Below are 25,464 nucleotides of genomic sequence, written 5' to 3' on the forward strand. Positions count from 1 at the left end.
GGTTCGTTCGTAAAAGGTTCTGTTCATTCGTAAAACATGAGTGCTTAACGCTAGCTATTGATTAAAAGTAATCGCGGTTGGCGCATCGCCTTGCTCAGTGGCTAAGCTTTCAAACTCATTCACGCCATCGATTTCTACGCCCATGGCGATGTTGGTCACGCGCTCTAAAATGAATTCCACCACTACCGGTACACGATGTTTTGCCATCAATTGTTTCGCTTGTTCAAAGGCAGCCGGTGCATCTTCTGGTTTACGCACTCGAATCGCTTTACAGCCTAAGCCCTCAACGACTGCAACATGATCCACACCATAACCTTCCATCTCAGGTGAGTTTTGGTTTTCAAAGGCAAGCTGAACGCAGTAATCAATATCGAATTGGCGCTGGGCTTGTCGAATCAAACCTAGGTAAGAGTTATTCACCACCACATGAATGTAAGGCAGGTTGAATTGCGCACCGGCGGCTAATTCTTCAATCATGAACTGGAAATCGTAGTCACCAGAAATCGCCACAATCGGACGGTTTGGATCGGCTGCGCGTACCCCTAGTGCTGCAGGAATCGTCCAACCTAGCGGGCCAGCTTGACCACAGTTGATCCAATGACGCGGTTTATACACATGCAAGAACTGCGCTGCTGCAATTTGCGATAGACCAATGGTGCTGACGTAACAGGTATCTTCACCAAATGCTTTGTTCATTTCTTCATAAACACGCATCGGTTTCATCGGCACTTCTTCATAGTGAGTTTTACGCAATAGCGTTGATTTACGTTCGATACATTCGCTCACCCAAGCGGCGCGATCTTTTAGTTTACCTGCTGCTTTCATTTCTTTAGCGACTTCAACAAACAGCGTCAGTGCTGATTTTGCGTCCGACACAATGCCAAGATCTGGGCAGAACACGCGGCCGATTTGCGTCGGCTCGATATCAACATGAACAAACTTACGGCCTTGAGTGTAGACATCGACCGAACCGGTATGACGGTTAGCCCAGCGGTTACCGATACCCAATACAAAGTCCGACGCTAACATGGTGGCATTGCCATAACGATGCGAGGTTTGTAGCCCCACCATGCCAGCCATGAGTTCATGATTATCAGGAATACTGCCCCAGCCCATTAAGGTAGGGATAACGGGTACATTGAGAATTTCCGCTAGCTCTTGCAGTTCAGCGCTAGCGCCTGCGTTGATCACGCCACCACCAGACACAATTAACGGCCTTTCAGATTCAGTTAGCATAGTTAAAGCTTTTTCAATCTGAGCGCGATTTGCTTTCGGTTGATAAGCTTCCAATGGCTCATAAGTGTCGATATCAAATTCGATTTCTGCCAATTGCACATCCAAAGGCAAATCAATTAAAACCGGGCCTGGACGACCAGAGCGCATAATATGGAACGCTTGTTGAAATGCGCGCGGCACCAAAGCTGGCTCTAACACAGTCGTTGCCCATTTGGTGACAGGTTTGGCGATCGATTCAATATCCACCGCTTGGAAATCTTCTTTATGCAAACGAGCACGCGGCGCTTGTCCGGTAATACATAAAATGGGAATAGAGTCTGCTGAAGCAGAATACAAACCCGTGATCATGTCTGTCCCTGCTGGGCCTGACGTACCAATACACACACCAATATTATTGTCGTGGGTTCGTGTATACCCTTCCGCCATGTGAGACGCGCCTTCCACGTGGCGAGCTAGAATGTGGTCAATACCGCCAATCTTTTTCATCGCGGCATAAAAAGGGTTAATCGCCGCACCTGGCACGCCAAAGGCAATATCCACCCCTTCTTTTTTAAGCACTTCCACTGCTGCTTCGATTGCTTTCATTCTCGCCATAAGTCAATTCCTTTTATTATTGTATACAATTAAAAATACATAATTCAGTCTAGACAGGCATTTTTGGAATGGGCAAATAAAAAACAAAATTTTTTTTCAATTCACGCAAAAAACAAACCTAGAGGCATGTTTATAAAGGAAATATTTCTGATCCAACCAGTTTACTTACAACTGGACTTAGTCCACAAAACGTTAAATATTCTTTGATCTTTTGTGAAAACGAGGATATACATACACAAGAATTAAAAACATTAATGTACACAATTTTGTTTAAACCCATTTTATAGAAGATGAACATTTCAACCCATGTATCCCTATACATTCCCCCAAGTTGTTGAGAGCGCTCATTTTCAAACTCATAAACTCGAAAGCTCATCGAACTAGCCTTTGAGTAAGACATGTTCATAAAGGAGACGATTATGCACAGCACTGAGGACCGTGAAACAGACATGCAAACCCGACAATCAAGAGCAATTGAAGTCGTCGGTGAGCTAAAAAACCAACAGCAAAAAGACATTTTGTCTGAGCAAGCCCTGAATTTTTTAGACGCTTTAGTCACTAAATTTACTGCGCCACTGAACGAAGCTTTGCAACTACGTCGTCAACGCCAAGCGCAATTTGATGCCGGTGAATTGCCAGGATTCCGTGAAGACACCAAAGCGATTCGTGAAGACAAATCATGGAAAGTCGCGCCAACCCCGCAAGTCTTACAAGACCGCCGCGTAGAAATCACAGGGCCTGTTGATCGTAAAATGGTGATCAACGCGCTGAACTCTGGCGCCAAAGTGTTTATGTGTTGTTTTGAAGATGCGTCTTCTCCAACCTGGGATAACATGCTAGATGGTCAAATCAACCTGAGTGATGCTAACGCGGGCACCATCAGCTACTTCGATGAGAAAAAAGGCAAGCAATACGATTTAGTCTCGAGCCCAGCACAGCTTCTCGCTCGTCCTCGTGGCCTACATCTGCCTGAAAAGCATATCCAATATCAAGGTCAAGCGATTGCAGGCTGTTTAATGGATTTCGCGTTGTACTTCTTCCATAACTACCAAACGCGCGCGCAAAAAGGCGAAGGCGTGTACTTCTACATTCCAAAATTGGAAAGTATGGAAGAAGCCAAGTGGTGGGATGATGTGTTCCGCTTTACCGAAGAATATTTCAACGTTGAGATCGGCACCATTCGTGCCACCGTTCTGATTGAAACTCTACCTGCGGTTTTCCAAATGGAAGAAATGCTGTACGTGATGCGCGATCATATTGTTGCGATGAACTGCGGCCGTTGGGACTACATTTTCAGCTACATCAAAACGTTGAAAAACCATAAAGATCGCATCCTGCCAGACCGTCATAGTGTTGGTATGGATAAACCATTCTTGAATGCCTATAGCCAACTACTGGTGAAAACTTGTCACGCCCGTGGTGCGCTGGCGATGGGCGGTATGTCTGCTTTCATTCCAAACTCTGACCCAGATGTGATGAAGCAAGTACTGGCGAAAGTGGAAGAAGATAAAAACCGCGAATCATCAAATGGCCACGATGGCACTTGGGTTGCCCACCCGAAACTTGTTGATGTCGCGATGACCATTTTTGAAAACAAACTGGAAGGCAAGATTAACCAAGTTGATTTTGACAGCAGCTATGTCGGTGACATTACGGCAGAGCAATTACTCGAGCCGTGCCAAGGCCCACGTAATGAAGAAGGCTTACGTAAAAACATTCGTATCGCGCTTTATTACATTGAATCTTGGATTAGCGGCGTAGGCTGTGTACCGATTTATGGCCTAATGGAAGATGCAGCAACCGCAGAAATTTCTCGCGCAAGCATCTGGCAATGGATCAAACACGGCGTACAACTCGACGATGGCCAAGTGGTAACAGAGGACTATTTCCGTTCGCTGTTGGCAGAAGAACTAAACACAATCAAACAAGAAGTTGGCGAGCAACGTTATGCTCAAGGACGATTTGAAGAAACGGCCAAGATGTTCGATACCTTATCGACCCAAGACGATTTTGCAGAGTTCTTGACACTACCGAGCTATCCGCTTCTTCGTTAATAACCCAGCTTACAATACTCTCTGTTTCTTTCGAGCCCCCTCGTCATGGGTAAGGAACAGAGAGTTTTTGTAAACTGATACCAATGCCATTCATACCGAAACTGGCTTGGTATTTTAATGAGGATCCTGATCATGAGTTTGACACTGCAACAAGCATTAAGTATTACCCAAGGTGCGTTTAGCGCCGCAATACATTTAAAAAGTGCTCCACTCACTGTGGCTGTATTAGACAGTGGTGGCAAACTGATTTCCCTACAACGACAAGACGGTTCGAGTATGATGCGACCCGATATTGCCATTGCCAAAGCATGGGGAGCGCTCGCATTAGGATGCTCATCAAGAAAATTAGCGCAAGATGCTCATGATCGACCAGCCTTTATCTCAGCCATTAATGTACTGGCTCACGGCAATATGGTGCCAGTACCGGGTGGGATCATCGTCCACAATGAATTAAAACAAGTGCTGGGTGCCGTTGGTATTAGTGGTGACTTGTCAGATTTAGACGAAAAGTGTGCGTTAGAAGGCATTTTGCATGCAAAGTTGTATTCATCAGAGACTTAGATAAACTAAGGTCTATAATGTACAATCTAAGGGCGTTGTTATCTTTGACGTTTTTCACCTTTGAACGCCCCTTACTTTTACCTATCGGTTTTTAGCAGACCAGATTTTTAGCAGAAATAGGCCATGACAAAATTAACTAAGTTATCGAATACTAAAATTCAAGCAAAAGCCAACAATCAAACACAAGATGATGTGGTGTATTGCCACATCTTCGATGCCATTCTTGAACAGCGTCTTCCTCCGAGCACCAAGTTAAATGAAGAGTCGCTCAGTGAAATCTTTGGGGTTAGCCGCACCATCATTCGTCGTGCACTGTTGCGTTTATCACTCGAGCAAGTTGTCGATATTAAACCTAACCGTGGAGCAACCGTTGCCGCTCCGACTATCGATGAAGCGATTCAAATATTAAAAGCGCGTGAAATAGCAGAATTAGCGGTTACAGAGTTAGCCACTGAAAACTGTCATCCTCAGCAGATGCAAGTATTACGCAACCTGGTATCCAGTGAAAATGAAGCGATTGCTAATGGTGATGTGGGTAAAGGGATTCGTTTATCCGGTGAGTTCCATATCGAGCTAGCTAAAATGGCAAAGAATGCCCCTCTGCTGCATTTCTTACGTAGCCTGGTTTCGCAAACCTCTTTGCTGATCGCACAATATGAAGGCAGTAATAACAGTAACTGCTCTCAAGACGAACACACCAACCTACTGAATGCGATTGAAGCCGGTGATAAAGCCAAAGCACACGAGCTAATGGAACACCACTTACAGCACATTAAAGCCAACCTGAACCTCACTGATGATGCGACTTCAAGTGATTTGCATGTGGTGTTCTCAAATATCATTCGCTCACGGGCATAAACTAGCAACATTTCATAAAATAACGAAAGGCAGAGTGGTTAAACTCTGCCTTTTTTGATTTTAGGGGCATGGCATAAGCATCATGCTAGTTATCTTGGACGTTCTCTGAAACTCTTTTTTGAATGCAAACGGCTTAGGCTTATAGGACCAAACCATTTCTATCAGATTAGGAAAAATATGTTAAAGCTTTGAATGTATATTAATTGCCCATCTCAAAGGCGAGTGCTAACATTTGTACACACAACAACAAAGGAAGACATCATGGACACTAGAATTCAATTTCGTGTTGATGAGGAAACAAAACGCCTAGCTCAACAGATGGCTGAAAGCCAAGGTCGCACACTCAGCGATGCTTGCCGAGAGCTTACTGAGCAACTCGCTGAGCAACAAAGAAAAGCGTTATCTCACGATGCATGGTTAACTGAACAAGTAAACCTAGCATTTGATAAGTTTGACTCAGGAAAATCCATTTTCGTTGAACACCAAACCGCTAAATCTCGAATGGAAGAGCGCAAAGCCAGAATCCGTAATCGAGGTAAGCAGTGATTTTATGGGAAGAGGAGTCACTTAATGATCGTGAAAAAATCTTTGAGTTTCTTTATGACTTCAACCCTGATGCGGCAGAAAAAACTGACAATCTCATTGAAGCTAAAGTAGAAAATTTGCTTGAGCAACCACTGATGGGAGTTCAGCGAGATGGCATTCGTGGACGATTACTCATTATTCCTGAGATTTCGATGATCATTTCTTACTGGGTCGAAGACGATATCATCCGAGTTATGCGTGTACTACACCAGAAACAAAAATTTCCTATGGAATAGTCGTAAGTAAGAGCCATTCTACACATGGCGATGATGTCAGCAATGCCATGTAATCCAGTGTTTAAAGCCACTTATCAACGCCTTTTAGACGCAGAAAAACCGGAGAAAGTCGCCATTATTGCCTGTGTTAGAAAGATGGTTGTTACTTTAAATTCGATGCTACGAGATGGCGTCATGTTGGTTAAAAATAAAGCTAAAATTTAGCTATTGACGCCATACTCGATTGTTAGGCATAACTACTTGTTTGCCATATAGTTTGGATTACCAGCCAAATAGCTAGTATTGTCAAAGCTTGGTTTAACACATCTTACTGCACCATCTAACATTGCTAATTGCTGAAATTCCGAAGTAAGAAACAGCTTTATGTGGCAATGGAGGTCTCGGGATTCGTGCCTAAATACTGCAACCAAGTACTCTGGGCTACTGGCTTGTTCATAAACTTTGGTCAGATGACATTGATATTCACTTAATATCGATTGTGATATAAGCGCATCGCCCAAATTCACAGAAAACCACTCACATGTTGAAATCATAATGTTCTGCCTAACGCTTATTAACCGGCAAAGTGCCGCTTTTCCTGACAACACTTTGCCTGTTCAATTTTTCCACTATACATCAAATAGATAATAACCCCATGAATTATAATAAATATTTATTCAATTACTTTGATGTAAGTTGGAAAATGCGGCACTTCGCCATTTAGCCACCTTTCTAACTCACTTTGGCGCAAAAATAAGTTACTAGCATCAACCCTCCCCAGCCCTCCCTTGGCTTAGAATATTACTGCCAAGTTATTTTCACTGGTAAAGAGAGGGAGTTATTCGAGCGCGCTTTCTGTGTAGCTGCATGCATTGAGACTAAACGCATCAAAGATCAGCTCTTCCCCTTGTTAGGTGATGTCACTTGGTAGCAGAAGTCGATATAAGGGGAAGTGGGGATGGGGTTGGTTACGCCAAACTATTTTGGGGAATGATTAAAAAAGGCAGGATACTAATATGAAGTGATCACTGCCTTTTAGGTAGAAAAGTTTTTGGTGTGGGTATTACTTATAATGTAAACGACTTTGTAGACGTGACTTTAAAGCGCCATCCGCTAAACCTGCTGCATGAATTTCCAAATCTCGCCAATCTTGCTCGGTAAACGCTTGGTAGGTTTTTTCAATTAAACCTTGTTTCACGTCCCCCGACACAAAGGCTGCTTCTAGTGCGCATAAGGTCACATCTAACAGCTCAATGCGAGAAAAACCAAAGACCTGTGAAGCAATGCGGTATTCTTTTTCTACATCTGTACCGAACAAACCGGCATCATCGGTATTAATCGACAGGCGAACCCCTTTTTCATACAAACGGCGTAATGGGTGCTTATCAAGTTTTTGTTCAAACTCTGTCACCAAGATACGGTTGCTGGTCGGAGCGACTTCTAAAGTGATTTGCTTAGCAATGAGTTCATCAATTAATGCTTCGTCTTTAATTGCCGCGATGCCATGCCCAATTCGCTTCGCGCCAAATTTCAACGCATTACGGATACTTTCAGGGCCGCGTATTTCTCCAGCATGGTAAGACTTAGGCAGAGGAATGTTATCGACTAGCTCATGCACGTAAATAAAATCTTCAAACTCACCCGATTTTTCATTACCGGCGATGTTGAAACCGGTAATGATGTCACGTGGATTCTGGGCAATGAAATCGACGCTCATGTCCATGTCTTCACGGCTTAAATGACGCACACCACACCCTTGCAAGCGTGTTTCCGTGCCGAACTCTTGCTTAACTTCGTTGATAGCACGCTCAATCCCATCCATGAACTCATGATATTGCGGTGCATTCAAGGTGACCTTACCTTGCGCATCTTGCTGGCAGCATAGATGGTAGGCCGAGGTGATCATTTCACAATAAATCATGCCCTGCGCGGCATTACGGCTAAGGTAGTCTTTCATGATGAGGTAATAATCATCGGCATCACGAACCAAATCTGCCACCACATCATACGCGGTTACAAAAGCACCAAAATCGGTTTCATCGTATTGATAGCGGCCATTAGGAAACTCTTCTTGATCGTAAGCGCCTTTTGGATATAAGAAGTCATCCGGCAGAGCCACATTGTGCTTTTTAGCGAGGATCAAAGCCAATTCAGGGGTAACCGAACCTTCAATATGTTCGTGTAGAATGACTTTTGGAAGGGCTGTATTTTTTTCAAGAGCACTAGTCATCTGTGCTTTCCTTATTATTTTTAATTCTGATCGTAACGCTTAGTTTATGGTTTCAGCTTAGAGAAACAATGACGTTGTTACCAACTGAAACACAGCAAACGTTTACTCTTATTTTATATACCCAAGTGACCTCAAGATGCAGAATTCAGAGCTATCATCCAAGTCTTTAGACAAGGAAGATTTATGCGGAATGTAAGCACCTTTCAAGTAAATCTGACGCTGGCTAAGGGCTTGGATGAAGCTCCCGGAGGGCAAGTTAAAACAAGCTTTATGCTGCGTTAAATTGAACAGAGATAGAATCACTATGATCATATTCAATTTGCCTTGCCTAAAACTTGTTTTATTCTTGCTGAAACTCGCATCTTGAGGTTACTTGGGTATAAAACCTAGCCTAAAACAACAAAAGCTTAGGACATATTGCCCTAAGCTTTTGTGAGATTGCATCTGAGATTATTTGCCAGCTTCTCGCTGTGACTTTTTCTTTTCTAATTTTTGTTGACGCTTGGCTTCCATCAACTTCACCGCATCGCCACCAACATGAGTTTCCCCACGTTGTTTGGCTAACTGCACTTGTTTTTCACGCTCACGGAAACGTTCAATTTGCTCTTCACTGTGGTGACCATAACAATGCGGACAGCTGACACCCTGTTCAAATTGTGGCGTGGCTTTATCGGCTTCTGTGATTGGCAAACGACAGGCATTACAGAGTTCGTAGTCACTTTTCTCTAAACTGTGATTGACGGCCACACGACCATCAAATACATAGCAATCGCCCTTCCACAAGCTTTCTTCCTCCGGCACTTCTTCAAGATATTTTAAAATCCCGCCTTCAAGGTGATACACCTCTTCAAAGCCTTGCTCTTTTAAATAAGCAGTGGATTTTTCACAACGAATCCCACCAGTACAGAACATTGCGACTTTTTTGTGTTTTTCCGGGTCCATATTCTGTTTTACGTAATCAGGAAATTCACGAAACGTCTCAGTTTTTGGATTGACCGCTCGCTCAAATGTACCCAATTCAATTTCGTAATCGTTGCGTGTATCTACCACAAACACTTCAGGATCGGAAATCAAGTTATTCCAATCTTTTGGCTTAACGTAAGTACCAACCACTTGTTTAGGATCGATACCTTCCACGCCCATAGTGACAATTTCTTTTTTCAGCTTCACTTTCGAGCGGTTAAATGGCATTTCCTGGTGATAAGAGAGTTTGTAATTTGTGTCAGCCAAGCGCGAGTCTTGTTTAAACCAAGCCAACAGAGCATCAATGCCTTGTTGAGTCGAGGCAACCGTGCCATTGATTCCTTCTTCAGCTAATAACAAAGTACCGCGAATTTGCCGCTCTTCCATCAGGGCTAGCAAAGGTTCTTTTAGTGATAAATGATCATCAAGTGTGACAAATTTATAGAGTGCACATACAACAAACTGACTCATGGACTTCCTTACACAACAACATAAAAACAATTTGGCTACATTGTATTCGAAAACCCTCAGCACAAATACTCATACTTTATGTGCTTATTGCGTATTTTATAAACAAAAACACGTCAAAATGCCTTATTTGGTAAAATCGCCGTCAGAGGTTGTTATAAATTCGTTAATTTCATTCACTTAGCATCGCAATTCTTTTTAACTAAGCTAAAGTTAATGGGTACACCACATTTACAATTTATTTTTTTGACATTTCTCCCTAGCCTAACCGGTTGAAAACTTGTTTTATTTTCGATTTCAATTAGGAAAGGCATTACATATCTCACACATAAAGGAGTGAATATGAGAACACAAAATTGGTTAAAACCATTCGCACTTGCTTCGTTTTTCGCCTTAGGGCTTGCTGCTTGTGATAATAGTTCTTCTGATGAAACTGCAGGAGAAAAAGTCGATGCCGCGGTTGAACAAACTCAACAAATGGCAGATGACGCAGGCCAAAAAATGGATGACATGGCTACCGATGTTCAAGAGTCTGCTTCTGAAGCGTCTGACCAAATGGGAGAACAACTCGACCAAGCGGGCGATGCAATGTCTGATCAAGCTGACGCCGCAGCCGCTAAAGTAGATGAAATGGCCGATGATATGTCTGATTCAGCTAACGATGCTAAAGACTCAATGGATGATATGGCCACTGATGCTGGTAACGCCATTGAAGACAAATGTGAAGACATTAAAGAAGGCATGAAAGCCGAAGATACGGATTGTTAATCGTTAAATAACATTCCTCCCCCCAACAAAGTAAAATAAAACCACTGATTTCGGTCAGTGGTTTTTTGTTTGAGTCATGAGCACAAGCACTTTCGACGAGCTTCAAAGCTTAGCTTAGCTTAATTAAATTGAATGTTGAGCCTACCCCAACTCAACCTCAGTTCTCACCAGCATCAACCCTGCTCTTAAACCGGGCCTGACGTTGGCGTTAGGAAATAATACCCACTCTTTTGGATGTTCGACTTTATAAGTGGTGTCACCATCCGTCGCGAGCACTTCACCTTGTTCAAAAGCGGTAAAGTTTTTCACCGAATCAGGGAAGTTAAGTGCAAAATCTTCACTGAGCTTGGTCAACTGTTGCGTAACTTGGTAAACCAAAATATGAGAATCGGTGGCGGTTGAGGAATCCTGCACACCTTTTTCGATCAGGTTGCGCAGTGCCAGATCAATATGGGTAAATTGAGTTAAATCATTTTGTCCAAACGGTTTTGCTTCACCTAGCTCTAGCGTACAACTGTTTGCGCCACAATGATGACTAGAAAAGTAAGAGAATGTGCCACTTGGAGCTTGGTTTAATACCGCGGCTTCTACGTCTGCACTTTCTAGCCAATCAAATAAATGGCGGCTAAATATGGCCGATTCTTGAAAAGGCAACACAGCAAAGCGCTCATGATGGGAGCCACGAATCGCAGTGTGTAAATCCAAGTGCCATTTATAACCTGTTGTGAATGTAGCAAAAAACGCGTGGGTGATTGACTCTAATTGCGCGGCTCTTTGCGTCTCATAGCAATCATCATATTGAGTGTGCTGGCCGCTGAATAACCGGTTCATATCAATTTGCTGGTAACGCTCACCGGTTTGCATCGCTTGTGGATTTCCCAATAGCAGCAATAAGCGCACATTCAAAGTTAATGCTCCGCTATTAAGATCGCACAATATGCTATCGAGTAACTCAATCGGGGCGGTTTCATTGCCATGAACACCCGCAGAGATCGCAATATGATCTTGGCTTTCTTGTGAACGGTTAGCACTCTGCTCTAGCGGCTCTAACAGTAAGGCGCCATGTGCTAACCATTTCCAAGCAAAGCCGTTACTTTTACCTTCACACTGCTCAGGGATTTGTTGCTCTAATGTCAATGCCAGGAAGTCTTGAATCATAGTCCCCCCTACACTTTTTGGAACGGATAAATGCTGCCTAAGCCTAAGATTTGCGTCAGTTCATCGAGAGCCTGACGGTTATCACGCAGTAATTGTGGATCCGCTAAATCACTTTCCAATAAACGATCTCGATAAAAGCGCTCCACCCAAGCATTTAAAGTCGCAAACAGCTGATCATTCATAAATACATTTGGCGTAACGGCTTGTAATTCGGCTTCGGTTAACACCACCCGCTGACGCAAGCACGCAGGTCCGCCGCCATTACGCATACTTTCACGTAAATCAAACACCGTGACTTCGTCAATTGGGCTTTGGCTCGCGAGCAGTTCATTCAAGTAACGCCACACATTTTCGTTTTGACGAGATTCTTCCGGCACCACCAGCAACATCTTGCCATCAGGCTTTGTGAGTAGTTGGCTGTTAAATAAGTAGGTATCAACGGCATCTTGCACCGAGACTTGCTCAGTCGGCACTTCAATTGGTACAAAATCACAATCCACTGCGGACAATTTATAACGTATGTCATCAAACGCGGCGTCTTTATTCAGGAAAGCTTGCTGATGATGGAATAACACTGGGCCATTACTGACAGCAATGACATCATTATGAAACACACCCTGGTCAATAACCTCTGGGTTTTGTTGCAAAAATACAGTTTGTTCCGCTTTTAAACCATGTAGCCTTGCGACGGCCTGACTGGCTTCAAGCGTTTGTCTTGCTGGATATCGTGTTGGTTCAATTTGACCGCCTAATGCTTGACGACCATAAACAAACACTTCAACTCCTTTGCTACCATAATCGGCACATAAGCGATTGTGATTGGCCGCGCCTTCATCCCCCATCATGGCTTGTTGTGGCAACGCATCGTGGTGCGCAAAAAAGTCATCATTATTGAAGATCGCTCGAAATGTTGCGCTCGTGGTTTCCGCTTCAATCGCACGATGAAACTTATTGTTCAAGTTCGCAATTGTGAAATGTGCGCGCCCATCTAATGTATCGGCAGACGGTGACATAGTGGCTGCATTGGCTGTCCACATACAAGAGGCAGAACTCACTTGCGACAACAACTTCGGTGACTGGCTGGCAACCGCCGCTAAAATTTGTTCATCGCTGCCACTAAAGCCAAGTTGACGCAAAGTGGGGATATGCGGCCTTTCATGGGGTGGCAATACCGCCTGCTTGAATCCCATATCACTCAAGGCTTTCATTTTCTTCAAACCTTGTAATGCAGCTAATTTAGGATTCGAGACTGCATTCTGATTACTGGTTGATGCCACATTGCCAAACGACAATCCTGCGTAATGATGAGTTAAGCCAACTAGGCCATCAAAGTTAACTTCATAGGCTTTCATATATTCTCCTACATCCTTTATACCCAAATCACTTGGGTATAAGAGTGCCCATTTGGCTTAAAAAGACAAACCCGGTGATAATTGTTCCGGCAGTGCAACTGTCTCACTTTCCAATGATGCCATTGGCCATGCGCAATAATCAGCCGCGTAATACGCACTTGGGCGATGGTTTCCTGAAGCACCATTACCACCAAATGGCGCTGCGCTCGATGCACCAGTAAGCGGTTTGTTCCAATTCACAATGCCCGCTCTGGATTCAATCAACAATTGTTCATAATGATCACGTTTAGGTGAAATCAAACCTAATGACAGGCCATATCGAGTGTCATTGGCTATCGCTAATGCTTGATCAAAAGTTTGGTAGCGAATAATGGTCAATAACGGGCCGAAATGCTCTTCATCTGCAATACCATCAATGCCTGTTACGTCAACAATACCAGGGATTAATAAGGCTTTATCTGAATGAATCTGTTTCATTTCCAGTAAGCATGTCGCACCTTTGTCAAGCAAGTCTTGCTGCGAAGCCAACAACTGCTTGGCCGCTTGCAATGAAATCACGCTTCCCATGAAAGGTGCCGGTTCTGCGTTCCATTCACCAACGTTGATGGCTTTGCTGACTTCCACTAAACGAGCAATGAACGCATCTCCTTGCTGCCCTTCTTTCACCAATAAACGACGTGCGCAGGTGCAACGTTGCCCAGCCGAAATAAAGGCAGACTGAATGGTGAGGTGTACCGCGGCATCAAGGTCAACAATCTCTTCCACAATTAAGGCATTATTCCCACCCATTTCTAATGCGAGAATTTTCTCTGGCTGACCGGCAAGTTGTCGATGCAAGTGATAACCGGTATTTGCGCTGCCAGTAAAAAGCAACCCATCAATATCTTTGTGAGAGGCTAATGCTTCGCCGGTTTCTCTTCCGCCTTGTACCAAATTGATCACACCCTCTGGCAACCCAGCTTGTTGCCAGAGTTTTAATGTTTCTTCCGCTGTCCAAGGGGTGAGTTCACTCGGTTTAAACACCACGGTATTACCGGCGAGCAATGCTGGAACGATATGACCATTAGGCAAATGACCAGGAAAATTATAAGGACCAAATACCGCTAATACGCCATGAGGACGATGACGCAACACCGCTTGCCCATCCGGCATCTCCGTTACTTTTTCACCGGTTCTTTCTTGGTAGGCTTGCAGTGAAATCGCCACCTTGCCGATCATGGCCCCCACTTCGGTTAACGTTTCCCAATGAGGCTTTCCTGTTTCTTGTGAAATCACTGCCGCCAACTGGCTTTTCTTTTCTGTGAGCTGCTGTACAAATCGCTCTAATAAGGCAATTCGATCGGCGAGCGGCATTCTCGCCCAAGATGGAAACGCAGCTCGTGCGGCTTGAACGGCGTCATTCACATCTTCCGCACTAGCTTGTTTACCTTGCCAAATGGGAAGATTGGCCGCGGGGTTCGTTTTATCTAATACTCCACCACGCCCTTCACGCCATTGTCCGTTAATCAATAAATTCAAATGAGACATTATGCTTTCTCCTCCGGAAATAAGGTTACTGCACGAATAACATCACCTTCTTTCACACCGAGTGCTTCGGCAATCTCAGGTAATATTTTGATTTGATCTTGTTCAAACGCCACTTTAGCCAGCACTGAACGGTAGTTGAGGTAGTCTTGATTGGCCAGTAAATACACTGGGCTATCTGAGTCTTGTTCATTTTCTGAGGCGCTAGAATCAGGCAAGATAGAAACCGGCCACAAACTGCTGTCTTTAACCGCGCGAATATCTTCAACTCTAGCTTCCAACGTTGGGCCAGCATCAAAAATATCGACGCTGTTTTCATACTTCATGCCTTCACTATTTAAAATAGCCGCAGCAGGCTCAGTTTGAGGGTGCACTTTGCCAATCACGTCTTGCGCTTCTTGAGTTAAAAATTCAACGTACATGGGGTGCTTTGGCATCAGCTCGGCAATGAAAGTCTTTTTGCCTGTGCCTGAAAGGTGATCCGCTTGCGCAAAATCCATATTGAAGAAATGACGGCCCAAGCTTTCCCAAAACGGCGAACGACCATTTTCATCAGAAAAACCTCGCATTTCCGCAATCAGTCTGTCAGAGAAACGGTCAGGAAAATTTGCCATGAACAAAAATCGCGCTTTAGACAATAGATAACCGTTTTGGCTGTGGCGATAATCAGGGTCAAGAAACAAGGTACACAACTCACTAAAACCCGTGTGATCGTGACTTAAAAACAACGCCGGCATGCTGCGATAAACGCTTAACTCTTTGGAGGCGTGAACAATATTGCCAACTCGATAGTTGTACCAAGGTTCGTCTAAACCAATCGCGACTTCAATGCCGCTAAGCCCGACCACTTTTTTAGTTTCAGTATCTTCTAAAACAAATAAATACCCTTGTTCTTCCAAGCTGGCTTTCTGTCTCCAGGTATTGAGAACACGCTCTAATCTATCTTGTACCCGTTTTTCATCAGGTCTTAATGATGTAAATCCAACCCCAGTTTTTTCTGCAAGCTCAATAATCGCATCACGGTCATCCATCGTGACCGGTCTAATGATCATCATATTAATATCCTTATTCAGCATTCTCTATTAAGTTTAGGAATGTCTTCCATTACTGCTGTAATTTTTTAGTTTTCACAGTATTGATTCATTGTTTATCGAGACAGGCAAAAATATCCTATTTAATGCCAAACCGATTACTTAGTCACAAATAACGAATAACAAGTCAAATTTTAATTATATATTCTTAATTTGAGACAAAATTTAGACAATTAAACATATTAATAACATCTTTTTTGGCAGTATGAACTGAAAAATCATGATCAGATACACAGTTCAAACATTTTTATCATTTAACGAAAAATGACTTATATTTCGAGAAATTAAATAGATATTTATCTTTAATGAATAATTAGACAATTAGAAATAGAAACATTCACAGAAACTAAAAAGTAACAAACAAAAAGGCTAGGGATATAAAGCGAGAAAGGAGATAAGGAGATAAGGAGATAAGGAGAAGGAGAAAGGTAAAAATCGAAAAGATGAACATAAAAAGGCTCTCTATTAACAAAAAGAGAGCCTGAAAAGATAATGTCTATGCACCGAAACGAGTGGCCTCAAACCGATTTAATAATTTATGCAGAACAAAACATGCCATCAAGGTGATCACAATCGCGACGGCAATGCTGCTCATTCGGTACAAAGCGCTGAAGATTAAGTCTCCATTCGGCTGCAAATATTGGCCAAACAGAATACCAAGCGTCGTCATCGCGCCAAACCCAACCCCAGAACCACTGGCTTCTTTGACATGTGCATGGCTAAAGATCATTAAACCAATCCACAACAACGGCACCACCAGCACGAGCATATTTGACCAATCGTATAGGATCATTTGCACCATGATGCCAAAGCTCACACCGAGAATCGTACCAATGGCTCGTTTACGCGCATAACCCAACATGCCATCCCAGTTCATTGGGAATAGTAACAATAAACTGGTGGCTTGTGCAGACATAGAATCTTTCAAGTCGAGTGTCTGAAACACGATGAATGACAAGGTTGCCATAATCGAACCAAGAAGCGCCTCATGACGCATGCGGTGCGACTTTTTTTCGACCGCAGGCATTGGGGGACGGGCTTCAACGTCTGGCCAGAGATACATCATCAAATAGGCAATAAGAATCGAAGTACACGAAGACACCACGTTATCCGAAATCAGTATGTTGATATTCACTGTTGGATAACTGGCAAAATGCAACATGATACTCAAGTTGATCACGCCCGTTGCACCAAATAAAAATAGACTACCTTTGCTCATGGCAATAAAGCGATATAAGAACATCGCAAAGGCAGCCATGGTCATGAGAGCAGGATGCTCTGCCAAGATCCCAGCAATCAAACCCACTTCAATGGCAGACACAACCGCCGATGCCAGCACTTGTCTCACTACATGCGGGGTAATTTGAGGCACTAGCCCTAATAGCAACACTGGCGTAACCGTATAAAACACGCCATTTTGCCAACCAAATAACTTACAAAGAAAGAAGCCTAACGTTGCTCCAGTCGCAATCCTCAAGCACTGACGAAATTCGTTGGTCGTGAGTGCCTGATGGCGAAGTAATCTCATCAATCCTCCCGATTAATAAATATAGTGAAGCAGGCTAATAAACTTAATTTGTAATTTAGCAATGAAAGCAAAAAAAACATTATCAGGCACAAGCTGCACAGTAGTACGTGCCCCTGCTGCCGCAGAAAAATCGAGCGGTTCCATCAAACTTAAATGCAAACGCAGTCGTTGCGCATCACGTACCCAACGGTCGGAGGATGTAGGTGTGGCCAATTGTCCATTAGCATCAAACTGACCAGAGCTAACACCAGCGTCGATACTTTCAACTTGAGCATCAAATAATTGACCAGGGCGTCCATCGAAAGCCACTAACGCAATGTCGCCAGCATTGGTATAGGCAATATTTTTCTCGCGAAAATCAGCAATGATATCGACTTTATTCGACACCAAGGCTAACGCTGGACTACCTGCACTTTTGAAGCTGCCTTCTTCTAAATGTAAGTTGGTGACCAAACCATCTTGTTCCGCTTTCACTTGGGTATACGACAAGTTCAATTCCGCTTGCTTTAAGTGGTTTTGCGCTTGGCGAATGGTTAAGTTTTCTTCCCCTGCCAAGCCGCGGGTGACTTTGATTTTCTCTAACTCGGCTTTCGCTGCCAGTAGATTCGCACGTGCGGATTGGGCATTACTCACCGCGGTATCCCTTTCTTGTTGCGATACGCCGTGATTTTTCAAAAGATTGATCATGCGTTTGGCTTCACGATTGCGTTGTTCGCTGGTACTTTGCGCCGCACGAACATTGGCTTGCGCTGCTTCTAACGCCGCATCAAGCTCTTGGTTATTTTGTTTCGCTTGCTCCAGAGCGAGGCGCGCTTCGTCAACTGCCAACTCAAAAGGGCGCGAATCGATCTTAAATAACACATCCCCTTTTTTCACCATTTGGTTATTACGCACATTGACCATGTCAATTCGACCACTGACTTGCGGCGCAACTTTGGTAATAGAACGCGTTGCCATCGACTCTGTCGTGACAGGCATTTTGAGATCGGCGATTAAAAAATAAATGAATACAAAGGCAAAGCCGAACATAGCGATTCGCACAAGACGTGCAAACTGTTGATCTGGTGTCATAACTCTCTCTAATCTTTTTGATGAAATTGATGCTGTAAAAACGAACAAATTTACAGGCTCAAAATTGCCCCGGATAACGTCACGCTCAGCGCTTTAACTGCTCACAAGCATTACGTGTAATTTTCTCAACGACGAATTCGAACTCTTGCAACTGTTGTTCTGATAATCCAGATAGGACTTTCTTCCTGACATTGAAAATGCGTTTTTCCATTTGTCGCAAAATCTTTTCCCCTTGCGGGGTTAAGCAAACCAGTCGGGCACGTTTATCGTTAGGACAAGGCTGACGAGTAATAAGATTTTGTTCTTCCAACTGATTTAAGGTGCGCATCAATGATGCCAATTCAATCTCAAGCCCTTCCGCTAAACATTTTTGGCTAATGCAATCACCAAGCTGACGCAGTTTCCACAATGCGCTCCATCGAGGATGAGTTAAGCCCAGTGGGCTCAATTCTGCATCTGCAACCATGCGCCATAAACGGGTTAACCGTCCTAGGCGTTCTGCTAACGGCAAATGTTGAAGATGTTGCTGTTCTAATGAGTCCATAGTGCCAATCCTTTCTTAGTTGTTTTCTATTTGTCTCTTAATACCACCCCAACAAACCGTCGAGCTGAATTATAAGAAACAAAACTACTTAGCAAGCTAACTATATGTGCGGTTCATTATAATTATTTAGCATGCTAAGTAAAGAATTTGTTCTAAATCATTAATAAATAGCCAACAAATAAACTACATTTAGAATTGACGCTGTTGACAACACTCACTATTTGTTACAAATTGTAATAACTTAAATGTGACATTATTCACATTTTACTGACATAACAGGGAGTCACTATGAAGTTTTTCTCACTGATATTGCTCTTAATAGGAATATGCTTGGCGGTTGGCGGTGCTTGGCTCGTTTCTTTAGGCGGCAGTATTTATTACCTTTTTGCTGGACTTGCGCTCTTAGCCTCTGGTGTTTATATATGGAAGCAGAATCGAACTCTCGCCCACTATATTTATGCCGCATTCTTACTTGTCACCATTTGCTGGGCTATTTCAGAGTCCGGTGTGGACTGGTGGCCTTTAGCGACCCGCATGGGCCTACCATTACTGCTCGCTATCCCGCTTTTAGCTACTTTTAAACAAGCAAATCGCTCTTCAACGCTGTCACTGCTTGTGGTTTGGGCGGTCAGTGCCGTGATCACGCTTGGCTCCATTTTCAATACCACCCACGATATTCAAGGCAATTTGTCGACGGAAGTTGTCAACGCCGATCCTGATATGGGTGGCATCGCTGATGATGCGTGGACCAGTTATGGTCGTAGTAATTATGGTCAGCGCTATTCTCCATTGGATCAAATTACGCCAGACAACGTTGGAAAGCTAAAGCAAGCATGGCAGATTCAAACGGGTGATAAAAAAGGTCCAAATGATATCGGTGAGACGACTTATCAAGCGACACCGCTGAAAGTAGGAAACTCTTTATATCTATGTACGCCTCATAACTGGCTAGTGGCGTTAGACGCCGATACGGGTGAGAAACAATGGATCTTTGATGCCAAAGTACCGGCAGAAAGCCAACGTCAACACCAAACCTGTCGCGGCGTATCTTACTTACCGCCACAAGATCCTTCTAATGCGATTGGTGCATCTCTAGTGGATACTAAGCCAAACATGAGCACACAAGATCTACCTAGTGTGCAATGTGACGCTCAATTATTCCTACCAACTTCAGATGCGCGTTTGATCGCCATCGACCCTAAAACAGGCGCACGTTGTAGCAACTTCGCGAAAGATGGCGTGTTAGATCTGATGCAGAACATGCCGTACAAGCAAGACGGTTACTACTATTCTACCTCACCACCGATTGTGACAAATGGTGTCGTTGTGGTTGCTGGTGCCGTGAACGATAACTACGACATCAACTCGCCTTCTGGTGTGATCCGCGCATTTGATGACAAAACCGGTAAGCTAATCTGGAACTGGGATTCAGCCAATCCAGAAGACACTTCCCCTATTGCGGATGGCAAAACCTATACTGTCAGTTCGCCAAACAGCTGGTCTGTGGCCAGTGCCGATGAAAAGCTGGGCTTAATTTACTTCCCAATGGGCAACCGTACGCCAGACCAATTGGGCATGTATCGCAATGAATATGAAGAAAAATATTCAAGCTCGGTAGTAGCTCTCGATGCCAAAACGGGTCAAGCGCGTTGGGTTCAGCAATTTGTGCACCACGACTTGTGGGATATGGATACGCCTGCTCAGCCTAGCCTCATCGATTTAAAAACCAAAGATGGCGTCCAACCTGGCTTAGTCGTACCAACTAAGCAAGGTGATGTGTACGTGCTAAACCGTGCGACGGGTGAACCTATTCAGCCAATCTCTGAAGTGCCTGCACCACAAGGTGCAATGAAAGGCGATTTTGCGTCTAAAACTCAGCCTGAATCGGCGTTGAGCTTCAACCCACCAGCGTTGAAAGAATCCAACATGTGGGGCGCAACCTTGCTTGACCAACTGATTTGTCGTATTGAATTCAAATCATTGCGTTATGAAGGGCGCTATACGCCACCATCAGAGCAAGGCACCATTGTTTACCCAGGTAACTTCGGGGTATTCAACTGGGGTGGTGTTGCTGTTGATCCTAAGCGTCAAGTGATGTTTGGTATGCCTCTCAACCTTGCCTTTGTTTCTACCGTTGTAGATAAAGAAACCTCTGGCTTTAATGACGCGGATAGTAATAAAGGTGAGCATGGCGTTAATGCCAACCACGGTGCGCCTTATGCCGTCGAGTTGAAACCATTCTTGTCACCACTGGGTGTACCATGTCAGCAACCACCTTGGGGTTATGTTGCGGGTGCGAACCTAGTCACGGGTGAAACTGCATGGCAACACAAAAACGGCACTATCTATGATATGACGCCGTTACCATTACCAATCAAGATGGGCGTACCGGGCATTGGTGGACCGATCATTACAGGTAGTGGATTGGCTTTCCTAGGCGCAACGGTAGATAACTATATCCGTGCTTACGACCTAACCAGTGGTGAAGAGCTCTGGAAAGGCCGCTTACCGGCAGGTGGACAAGCAACACCGATGACTTACCTCAATAGTAAAGGGGAGCAAATGGTGGTGATTGTGGCCGGTGGTCATGGTTCAATCGGAACACAAACCGGTGACTATGTAATGGCTTACAAGCTTGAACCATAAGTTTTTTATATGAACTAAAACGCTAAACAAGCAGTCTACGGGCTGCTTGTTTTTATTATTAACGACAACAAGATTGATAACAAAAAAGCAACAATGTAGAAATTCAAAGTAGCGACACTCCACTCAATCAAAACCATAAAACCTGACAAAAAAAGCACTATCCAAGCCAATTTAGTCATTCACGGACTTTCTCCCACTGTGACACACATCAACAAAAGATTCACATTTCTCTTCAATTCCCTAGTATCGATTAGCTATATACATGGACAATTTTGCTAGAAATTTTCTACGTGACCGCCCTCACTCCACATCCAATTAACAATCCCTATCATTCACTTGCTGTACCTTACAAAATAATAATCATGGATAGGGAATTATCATGAAACTAAAAAAACTTCTCTCCACTTGCCTGTTTGCCAGCGCAGCTTTAATCAGTGTTAACGCTAATGCTTTTTGGGGTAGTGATGACGACGATACGCTCAAACTGGGCTACTTAGTAAAACAACCTGAAGAACCTTGGTTCCAAACCGAGTGGGCTTTCGCAGATAAAGCCGCTAAAGAATACAACTTTGAATTGATTAAAATGGCCGTTCCTGACGGTGAAAAAACCCTGAATGCCATTGATACACTTGCTGCCAGTGGCGCTAAAGGCTTTGTTATCTGCACACCAGATCCGAAACTTGGCTCTGCCATCATGGCAAAAGCCAAAAGCTACGGCTTGAAAGTGGTGACGGTAGATGATCAATTCTTAAATGCGAAAGGCAAACCAATGGCGGATGTGCCGCTAGTAATGATGGCTGCCTCTCAAATTGGTCAACGTCAAGGCAATGAACTGTACAAAGAAATGCAAAAACGTGGATGGAATGTAGAAAACACTGCCGTTATGGCCATTACAGCTGATGAGCTAGATACGGCTCGCCGCCGAGTACACGGTGCAATGGATGCATTAAAAGCTGACGGTTTCCCAGCAGCTCAAATCTATACCGTACCAACTAAAACCAACGATATTCCGGGTGCGCTTGATGCCGCAAACTCATTATTGGTTCAATACCCAGATGTGAAAAACTGGCTTGTGGTTGGCATGAATGACAACACGGTATTGGGTGGTGTACGTGCAACTGAAGGGCAAGGCTTTAACGCGGAAAACGTGATTGGCATTGGTATCAACGGTGTTGACGCGGTGAATGAATTAGCGAAAAGCCACCCAACCGGCTTCTATGGCTCTCTACTCCCAAGCCCAGACGTACACGGTTTTAAATCAACAGAAATGTTGTACAACTGGGTAACCAAAGATGTTGAACCACAAAAATTTGTCGAAGTGACCGACGCAGTGCTTATCACTCGTGATAACTACAAAGAAGAGTTGAAGAAAAAAGGTCTTTAATCTCACTCTCAATTAGAACATCACAATGTGCTCAAGGCTTAGCTATCAAGCATAGCTAAGCCTTACTAAGCGAGGTCATTATGTCATCCCCAGCAAATCAATCTGCGAATAAATTTTTCGTCGAATTTGACAATATTTGCCAATACTTTCCTGGTGTAAAAGCACTAGATGGAATGAGTTTTGGCGTAAAAGAAGGCAGCGTTCACGCTCTAATGGGTGAAAACGGTGCGGGTAAATCTACCCTATTAAAAATTCTCAGTGGTATTAATCATCCCACAAAAGGTGAACTGATCATCAATGGTGAGAAAGTCGAATTTGCCAATGAAACAGATTCATTCAATCACGGCATCGCGATTATCTATCAAGAACTCAATCTCATCCCCGAACTTAGCGTGGCTGAAAATATTTTCTTAGGACAACTTCCCACTAAAGGTGGCCGTGTTAATTACGCAAAACTGAATCAAATGGCAAAAATACAACTTGAACGCTTAGGTGAAGAAATCGATCCTACCGATCAAGTCAAAAACTTATCCATCGGTCAATGGCAAATGGTCGAAATCGCTAAAGCCCTTAGCCGTGATGCCAAAATCATCGCCTTTGATGAACCAACCAGTAGCCTATCTCAGCGTGAAATCAGTAACTTGTTTAAAGTCATTGAAGAGCTGAAAGATCAAGGCAAAGTCATCTTTTATGTTTCACACCGGATGGAAGAAATCTTCCGTATTTCTGATGCTTTAACCATTTTTAAAGATGGTACGCATGTTGAAACCTTCTACGATCTCAGCCAACTGACCAATGATCGCTTAGTCAAACTCATGGTGGGTCGTGAACTCAACGATATTTTCAATTATCGCGAACGTGAAATGGGCATCGAGGGCTTAAGCGTCAAAGGTGTCCTTGGCCCTGGAGTGTCCGAACCGATTTCGTTCTCCATTCGTCGCGGAGAAATTTTAGGCTTATTTGGCCTAGTGGGTTCCGGACGAACTGAGTTAACCCGCCTGCTATTTGGCGCTGAGCCAAGAATTTCAGGTGAGTTAAAAGTCGATACCTACCCAGTTAAAGTCAATAACCCGATAGATGCCATCAACGCAGGCATCACCTACTGCCCAGAAGATCGCAAACTCAGTGGCATTCTGCCAATTTTATCGGTTCAAGAAAATATGAACGTCACCGCGCGTCGTAACAACCTGCAATTTGGCAGCTTAATTAACGAAAAATGGGAACACCAAAACGCCGATGAAAAGGTTCGTGATCTCAAAGTCAAAACTCCGAATCTGGAGCAACTGATCGGCAACCTTTCTGGCGGTAACCAGCAAAAAATCATCTTAGGTCGCTGGCTTTCTACCCATATGAAAGTACTGATTTTAGATGAACCGACGCGCGGTATTGATGTCGGTGCGAAATCTGAAATCTACGATCTGATTTTCACTCTGGCGGAATCTGGCGTCACTATTTTGATGATTTCCAGTGACTTACCAGAAGTGTTAGGCGTCGCCGACCGATTGATAGTGATGAAGGACGGCAAAATCAACGGCGAGTTAACCCGTGACCAATTCAATGAAGAAGCGGCACTGAACCTTGCCATGCTCGAACAACACGAGCGCGATCAAACCGAATCACGATTAGTTCATGAGGGATAAACCATGACAACGATGAACCCAACTTCAACAAATAATGAAATTCAAAAGAAATCACGCTTTAAGATCAATCACTTCTGGGATCGATTTGGCATGCTCACCGTGTTTGCGGGCTTGTTTATCTTATGTGCGATTTTAGTGCCTAACTTTGCTTCCATGATCAACATGCGTGGTCTGGGTCTTGCTATTTCCATGAGTGGTATGATCGCATGTGCGATGCTATTTTGTCTTGCTTGCGGTGATTTAGATTTATCCGTAGCTTCAATTGTTGCCTGCTCTGGTGTGGTAACCGCAGTAGCGATTAATGCAACCGAAAGCGTAACACTCGGTATTGGCGCAGGGCTACTTTCTGGTGTGGCATTTGGCTTATTTAACGGCTTTATTATCGCCAAATTGAAAGTGAATGCTTTGATCACGACCCTCGCCACCATGCAAATTGCGCGTGGTCTTGGTTACATCATTTCCGATGGTAAAGCGGTCGGTATCACCGAAGAAAGCTTCTTTAGCCTTGGTAATGCCTCTTTCCTAGGCCTACCTGTACCGGTGTGGTTAACGATTGCAACCTTTGCTGTGTTTAGCTTCTTACTCAATAAAACCGTTTATGGACGCAATACCCTTGCCATTGGTGGTAATGAAGAAGCAGCGCGCTTAGCGGGCGTAAACGTCACACGTACTAAGCTTATCATTTTCACTGTATCAGGCTTAATCAGTGCTTTAGCAGGCGTGATCCTAGCGGCGCGTATGACCAGTGGTCAGCCAATGACCTCGGTTGGCTTTGAGCTTACCGTAATTTCAGCTTGTGTATTAGGTGGGGTATCACTAAAAGGCGGTATCGGTAAAATCTCGTATGTGATTGCCGGTGTGCTAATTCTTGGTACCGTGGAAAATGCCATGAACCTACTTAACATTTCACCATTTGCACAATACGTAGTACGTGGTGGCATCTTGCTAGCAGCGGTTATCTTTGACCGTTATAAACAAGCAAAATAATCGACAA

20 protein-coding genes and 1 pseudogene are annotated in these 25,464 nt (G+C 43.9%); 11 read left to right on the top strand and 10 right to left on the bottom strand.

The window, feature by feature from the left end; genetic code table 11:
• Positions 1-54 precede the first annotated feature (54 nt).
• Positions 55-1,830, bottom strand: a complete 1,776-nt coding sequence (gene gcl, locus Vgang_RS15285; RefSeq protein WP_105901690.1) for a glyoxylate carboligase — start codon at positions 1,828-1,830, stop codon at positions 55-57.
• Positions 1,831-2,246: 416 nt separating this feature from the next.
• On the opposite strand from gcl, the gene aceB reads away from it, so the two are divergent.
• The 6 genes and pseudogenes from aceB to Vgang_RS15315 form a co-directional block, all read left to right on the top strand.
• The gene (gene aceB / locus Vgang_RS15290) at positions 2,247-3,884 is read left to right on the top strand and encodes a malate synthase A (protein WP_406708319.1); all 1,638 of its coding nucleotides are present in this window, start codon (positions 2,247-2,249) and stop codon (positions 3,882-3,884) included.
• Positions 3,885-4,013: 129 nt separating this feature from the next.
• Positions 4,014-4,445, top strand: a complete 432-nt coding sequence (locus tag Vgang_RS15295; protein ID WP_105901820.1) for a GlcG/HbpS family heme-binding protein — start codon at positions 4,014-4,016, stop codon at positions 4,443-4,445.
• A gap of 123 nt (positions 4,446-4,568) precedes the next feature.
• Complete coding sequence (locus tag Vgang_RS15300; RefSeq protein WP_105901692.1) at positions 4,569-5,303, top strand: GntR family transcriptional regulator; 735 nt, start codon at positions 4,569-4,571, stop codon at positions 5,301-5,303.
• 261 nt (positions 5,304-5,564) lie between these two features.
• On the top strand, positions 5,565-5,849 hold the full coding sequence (locus Vgang_RS15305) for a type II toxin-antitoxin system TacA family antitoxin (protein ID WP_105901693.1): 285 nt from the start codon (positions 5,565-5,567) through the stop codon (positions 5,847-5,849).
• Positions 5,846-6,124: a type II toxin-antitoxin system RelE/ParE family toxin gene (locus Vgang_RS15310; protein ID WP_105901694.1), complete on the top strand. Its 279-nt coding sequence runs from the start codon at positions 5,846-5,848 to the stop codon at positions 6,122-6,124. Before Vgang_RS15305 ends, Vgang_RS15310 begins: the two co-directional genes overlap by 4 nt.
• 6 nt (positions 6,125-6,130) lie before the next feature.
• A pseudogene (locus Vgang_RS15315) lies at positions 6,131-6,328 on the top strand (IS110 family transposase); the annotation flags it as partial.
• Between the two features lie 838 nt (positions 6,329-7,166).
• On the opposite strand, the gene add reads toward Vgang_RS15315, so the two are convergent.
• Positions 7,167-8,333 (bottom strand): adenosine deaminase, encoded by a 1,167-nt coding sequence (gene add, locus Vgang_RS15320; protein ID WP_105901696.1) that lies wholly within the window; start codon positions 8,331-8,333, stop codon positions 7,167-7,169.
• A 450-nt stretch (positions 8,334-8,783) separates the two neighbouring features.
• Positions 8,784-9,767 (bottom strand): oxygen-dependent tRNA uridine(34) hydroxylase TrhO, encoded by a 984-nt coding sequence (gene trhO, locus Vgang_RS15325; protein WP_105901697.1) that lies wholly within the window; start codon positions 9,765-9,767, stop codon positions 8,784-8,786.
• A gap of 339 nt (positions 9,768-10,106) precedes the next feature.
• Between trhO and Vgang_RS15330 the strand changes: the two genes are divergently transcribed.
• A complete protein-coding gene (locus Vgang_RS15330) occupies positions 10,107-10,532 on the top strand; it encodes a hypothetical protein (protein WP_105901698.1) in 426 nt (141 codons plus the stop codon).
• Between the two features lie 141 nt (positions 10,533-10,673).
• Here Vgang_RS15330 and astE read toward each other — a convergent pair whose 3' ends face one another.
• The 7 genes from astE to slyA all read right to left on the bottom strand — a co-directional run bounded on the left by astE (position 10,674) and on the right by slyA (position 18,800).
• Complete coding sequence (astE, locus tag Vgang_RS15335) at positions 10,674-11,690, bottom strand: succinylglutamate desuccinylase (protein WP_211293978.1); 1,017 nt, start codon at positions 11,688-11,690, stop codon at positions 10,674-10,676.
• An 8-nt stretch (positions 11,691-11,698) separates the two neighbouring features.
• Positions 11,699-13,042 (bottom strand): N-succinylarginine dihydrolase, encoded by a 1,344-nt coding sequence (gene astB, locus Vgang_RS15340; protein WP_105901699.1) that lies wholly within the window; start codon positions 13,040-13,042, stop codon positions 11,699-11,701.
• Positions 13,043-13,099: 57 nt separating this feature from the next.
• Complete coding sequence (astD, locus tag Vgang_RS15345) at positions 13,100-14,569, bottom strand: succinylglutamate-semialdehyde dehydrogenase (protein WP_105901700.1); 1,470 nt, start codon at positions 14,567-14,569, stop codon at positions 13,100-13,102.
• A complete protein-coding gene (astA, locus tag Vgang_RS15350; protein WP_105901701.1) occupies positions 14,569-15,621 on the bottom strand; it encodes an arginine N-succinyltransferase in 1,053 nt (350 codons plus the stop codon). Before astA ends, astD begins: the two co-directional genes overlap by 1 nt.
• A 532-nt stretch (positions 15,622-16,153) precedes the next feature.
• Positions 16,154-17,185 carry a DUF2955 domain-containing protein gene (locus Vgang_RS15355; RefSeq protein ID WP_105901702.1) on the bottom strand — a complete coding sequence of 344 codons (1,032 nt, stop codon included), beginning with the start codon at positions 17,183-17,185 and terminating at the stop codon, positions 16,154-16,156.
• Between the two features lie 12 nt (positions 17,186-17,197).
• Positions 17,198-18,256, bottom strand: coding sequence for an HlyD family secretion protein (locus Vgang_RS15360; protein ID WP_105901703.1), 1,059 nt, complete (start codon positions 18,254-18,256; stop codon positions 17,198-17,200).
• 85 nt (positions 18,257-18,341) lie between these two features.
• Complete coding sequence (gene slyA, locus Vgang_RS15365; protein ID WP_105901704.1) at positions 18,342-18,800, bottom strand: transcriptional regulator SlyA; 459 nt, start codon at positions 18,798-18,800, stop codon at positions 18,342-18,344.
• 288 nt (positions 18,801-19,088) lie between these two features.
• Between slyA and Vgang_RS15370 the strand changes: the two genes are divergently transcribed.
• From Vgang_RS15370 to araH, 4 genes are all read left to right on the top strand, one after another.
• Complete coding sequence (locus Vgang_RS15370) at positions 19,089-21,446, top strand: glucose/quinate/shikimate family membrane-bound PQQ-dependent dehydrogenase (protein ID WP_105901705.1); 2,358 nt, start codon at positions 19,089-19,091, stop codon at positions 21,444-21,446.
• Positions 21,447-21,825: 379 nt separating this feature from the next.
• Positions 21,826-22,830, top strand: a complete 1,005-nt coding sequence (locus Vgang_RS15375; RefSeq protein ID WP_105901706.1) for an arabinose ABC transporter substrate-binding protein — start codon at positions 21,826-21,828, stop codon at positions 22,828-22,830.
• Positions 22,831-22,910: 80 nt separating this feature from the next.
• Positions 22,911-24,470 carry an L-arabinose ABC transporter ATP-binding protein AraG gene (gene araG, locus Vgang_RS15380; protein ID WP_105901707.1) on the top strand — a complete coding sequence of 520 codons (1,560 nt, stop codon included), beginning with the start codon at positions 22,911-22,913 and terminating at the stop codon, positions 24,468-24,470.
• 12 nt (positions 24,471-24,482) lie between these two features.
• On the top strand, positions 24,483-25,457 hold the full coding sequence (gene araH, locus Vgang_RS15385) for an L-arabinose ABC transporter permease AraH (RefSeq protein WP_105901822.1): 975 nt from the start codon (positions 24,483-24,485) through the stop codon (positions 25,455-25,457).
• Positions 25,458-25,464: the final 7 nt, after the last annotated feature.

This window comes from Vibrio gangliei (assembly GCF_026001925.1).
Classification (GTDB): domain Bacteria; phylum Pseudomonadota; class Gammaproteobacteria; order Enterobacterales; family Vibrionaceae; genus Vibrio; species Vibrio gangliei.

Excerpts from the sequence above, each read along its gene's own strand:
- Vgang_RS15300 (WP_105901692.1), top strand. The coding sequence starts at position 4,569 with ATGACAAAATTAACTAAGTTATCGAATACTAAAATTCAAGCAAAAGCC.
- araG (WP_105901707.1), top strand. The coding sequence starts at position 22,911 with ATGTCATCCCCAGCAAATCAATCTGCGAATAAATTTTTCGTCGAATTT.
- add (WP_105901696.1), bottom strand. The coding sequence starts at position 8,333 with ATGACTAGTGCTCTTGAAAAAAATACAGCCCTTCCAAAAGTCATTCTA.
- trhO (WP_105901697.1), bottom strand. The coding sequence starts at position 9,767 with ATGAGTCAGTTTGTTGTATGTGCACTCTATAAATTTGTCACACTTGAT.
- Vgang_RS15355 (WP_105901702.1), bottom strand. The coding sequence starts at position 17,185 with ATGAGATTACTTCGCCATCAGGCACTCACGACCAACGAATTTCGTCAG.
- Vgang_RS15305 (WP_105901693.1), top strand. The coding sequence starts at position 5,565 with ATGGACACTAGAATTCAATTTCGTGTTGATGAGGAAACAAAACGCCTA.
- astB (WP_105901699.1), bottom strand. The coding sequence starts at position 13,042 with ATGAAAGCCTATGAAGTTAACTTTGATGGCCTAGTTGGCTTAACTCAT.
- Vgang_RS15375 (WP_105901706.1), top strand. The coding sequence starts at position 21,826 with ATGAAACTAAAAAAACTTCTCTCCACTTGCCTGTTTGCCAGCGCAGCT.
- slyA (WP_105901704.1), bottom strand. The coding sequence starts at position 18,800 with ATGGACTCATTAGAACAGCAACATCTTCAACATTTGCCGTTAGCAGAA.
- Vgang_RS15370 (WP_105901705.1), top strand. The coding sequence starts at position 19,089 with ATGAAGTTTTTCTCACTGATATTGCTCTTAATAGGAATATGCTTGGCG.
- Vgang_RS15360 (WP_105901703.1), bottom strand. The coding sequence starts at position 18,256 with ATGACACCAGATCAACAGTTTGCACGTCTTGTGCGAATCGCTATGTTC.
- astA (WP_105901701.1), bottom strand. The coding sequence starts at position 15,621 with ATGATGATCATTAGACCGGTCACGATGGATGACCGTGATGCGATTATT.
- Vgang_RS15330 (WP_105901698.1), top strand. The coding sequence starts at position 10,107 with ATGAGAACACAAAATTGGTTAAAACCATTCGCACTTGCTTCGTTTTTC.
- araH (WP_105901822.1), top strand. The coding sequence starts at position 24,483 with ATGAACCCAACTTCAACAAATAATGAAATTCAAAAGAAATCACGCTTT.
- gcl (WP_105901690.1), bottom strand. The coding sequence starts at position 1,830 with ATGGCGAGAATGAAAGCAATCGAAGCAGCAGTGGAAGTGCTTAAAAAA.
- astE (WP_211293978.1), bottom strand. The coding sequence starts at position 11,690 with ATGATTCAAGACTTCCTGGCATTGACATTAGAGCAACAAATCCCTGAG.
- astD (WP_105901700.1), bottom strand. The coding sequence starts at position 14,569 with ATGTCTCATTTGAATTTATTGATTAACGGACAATGGCGTGAAGGGCGT.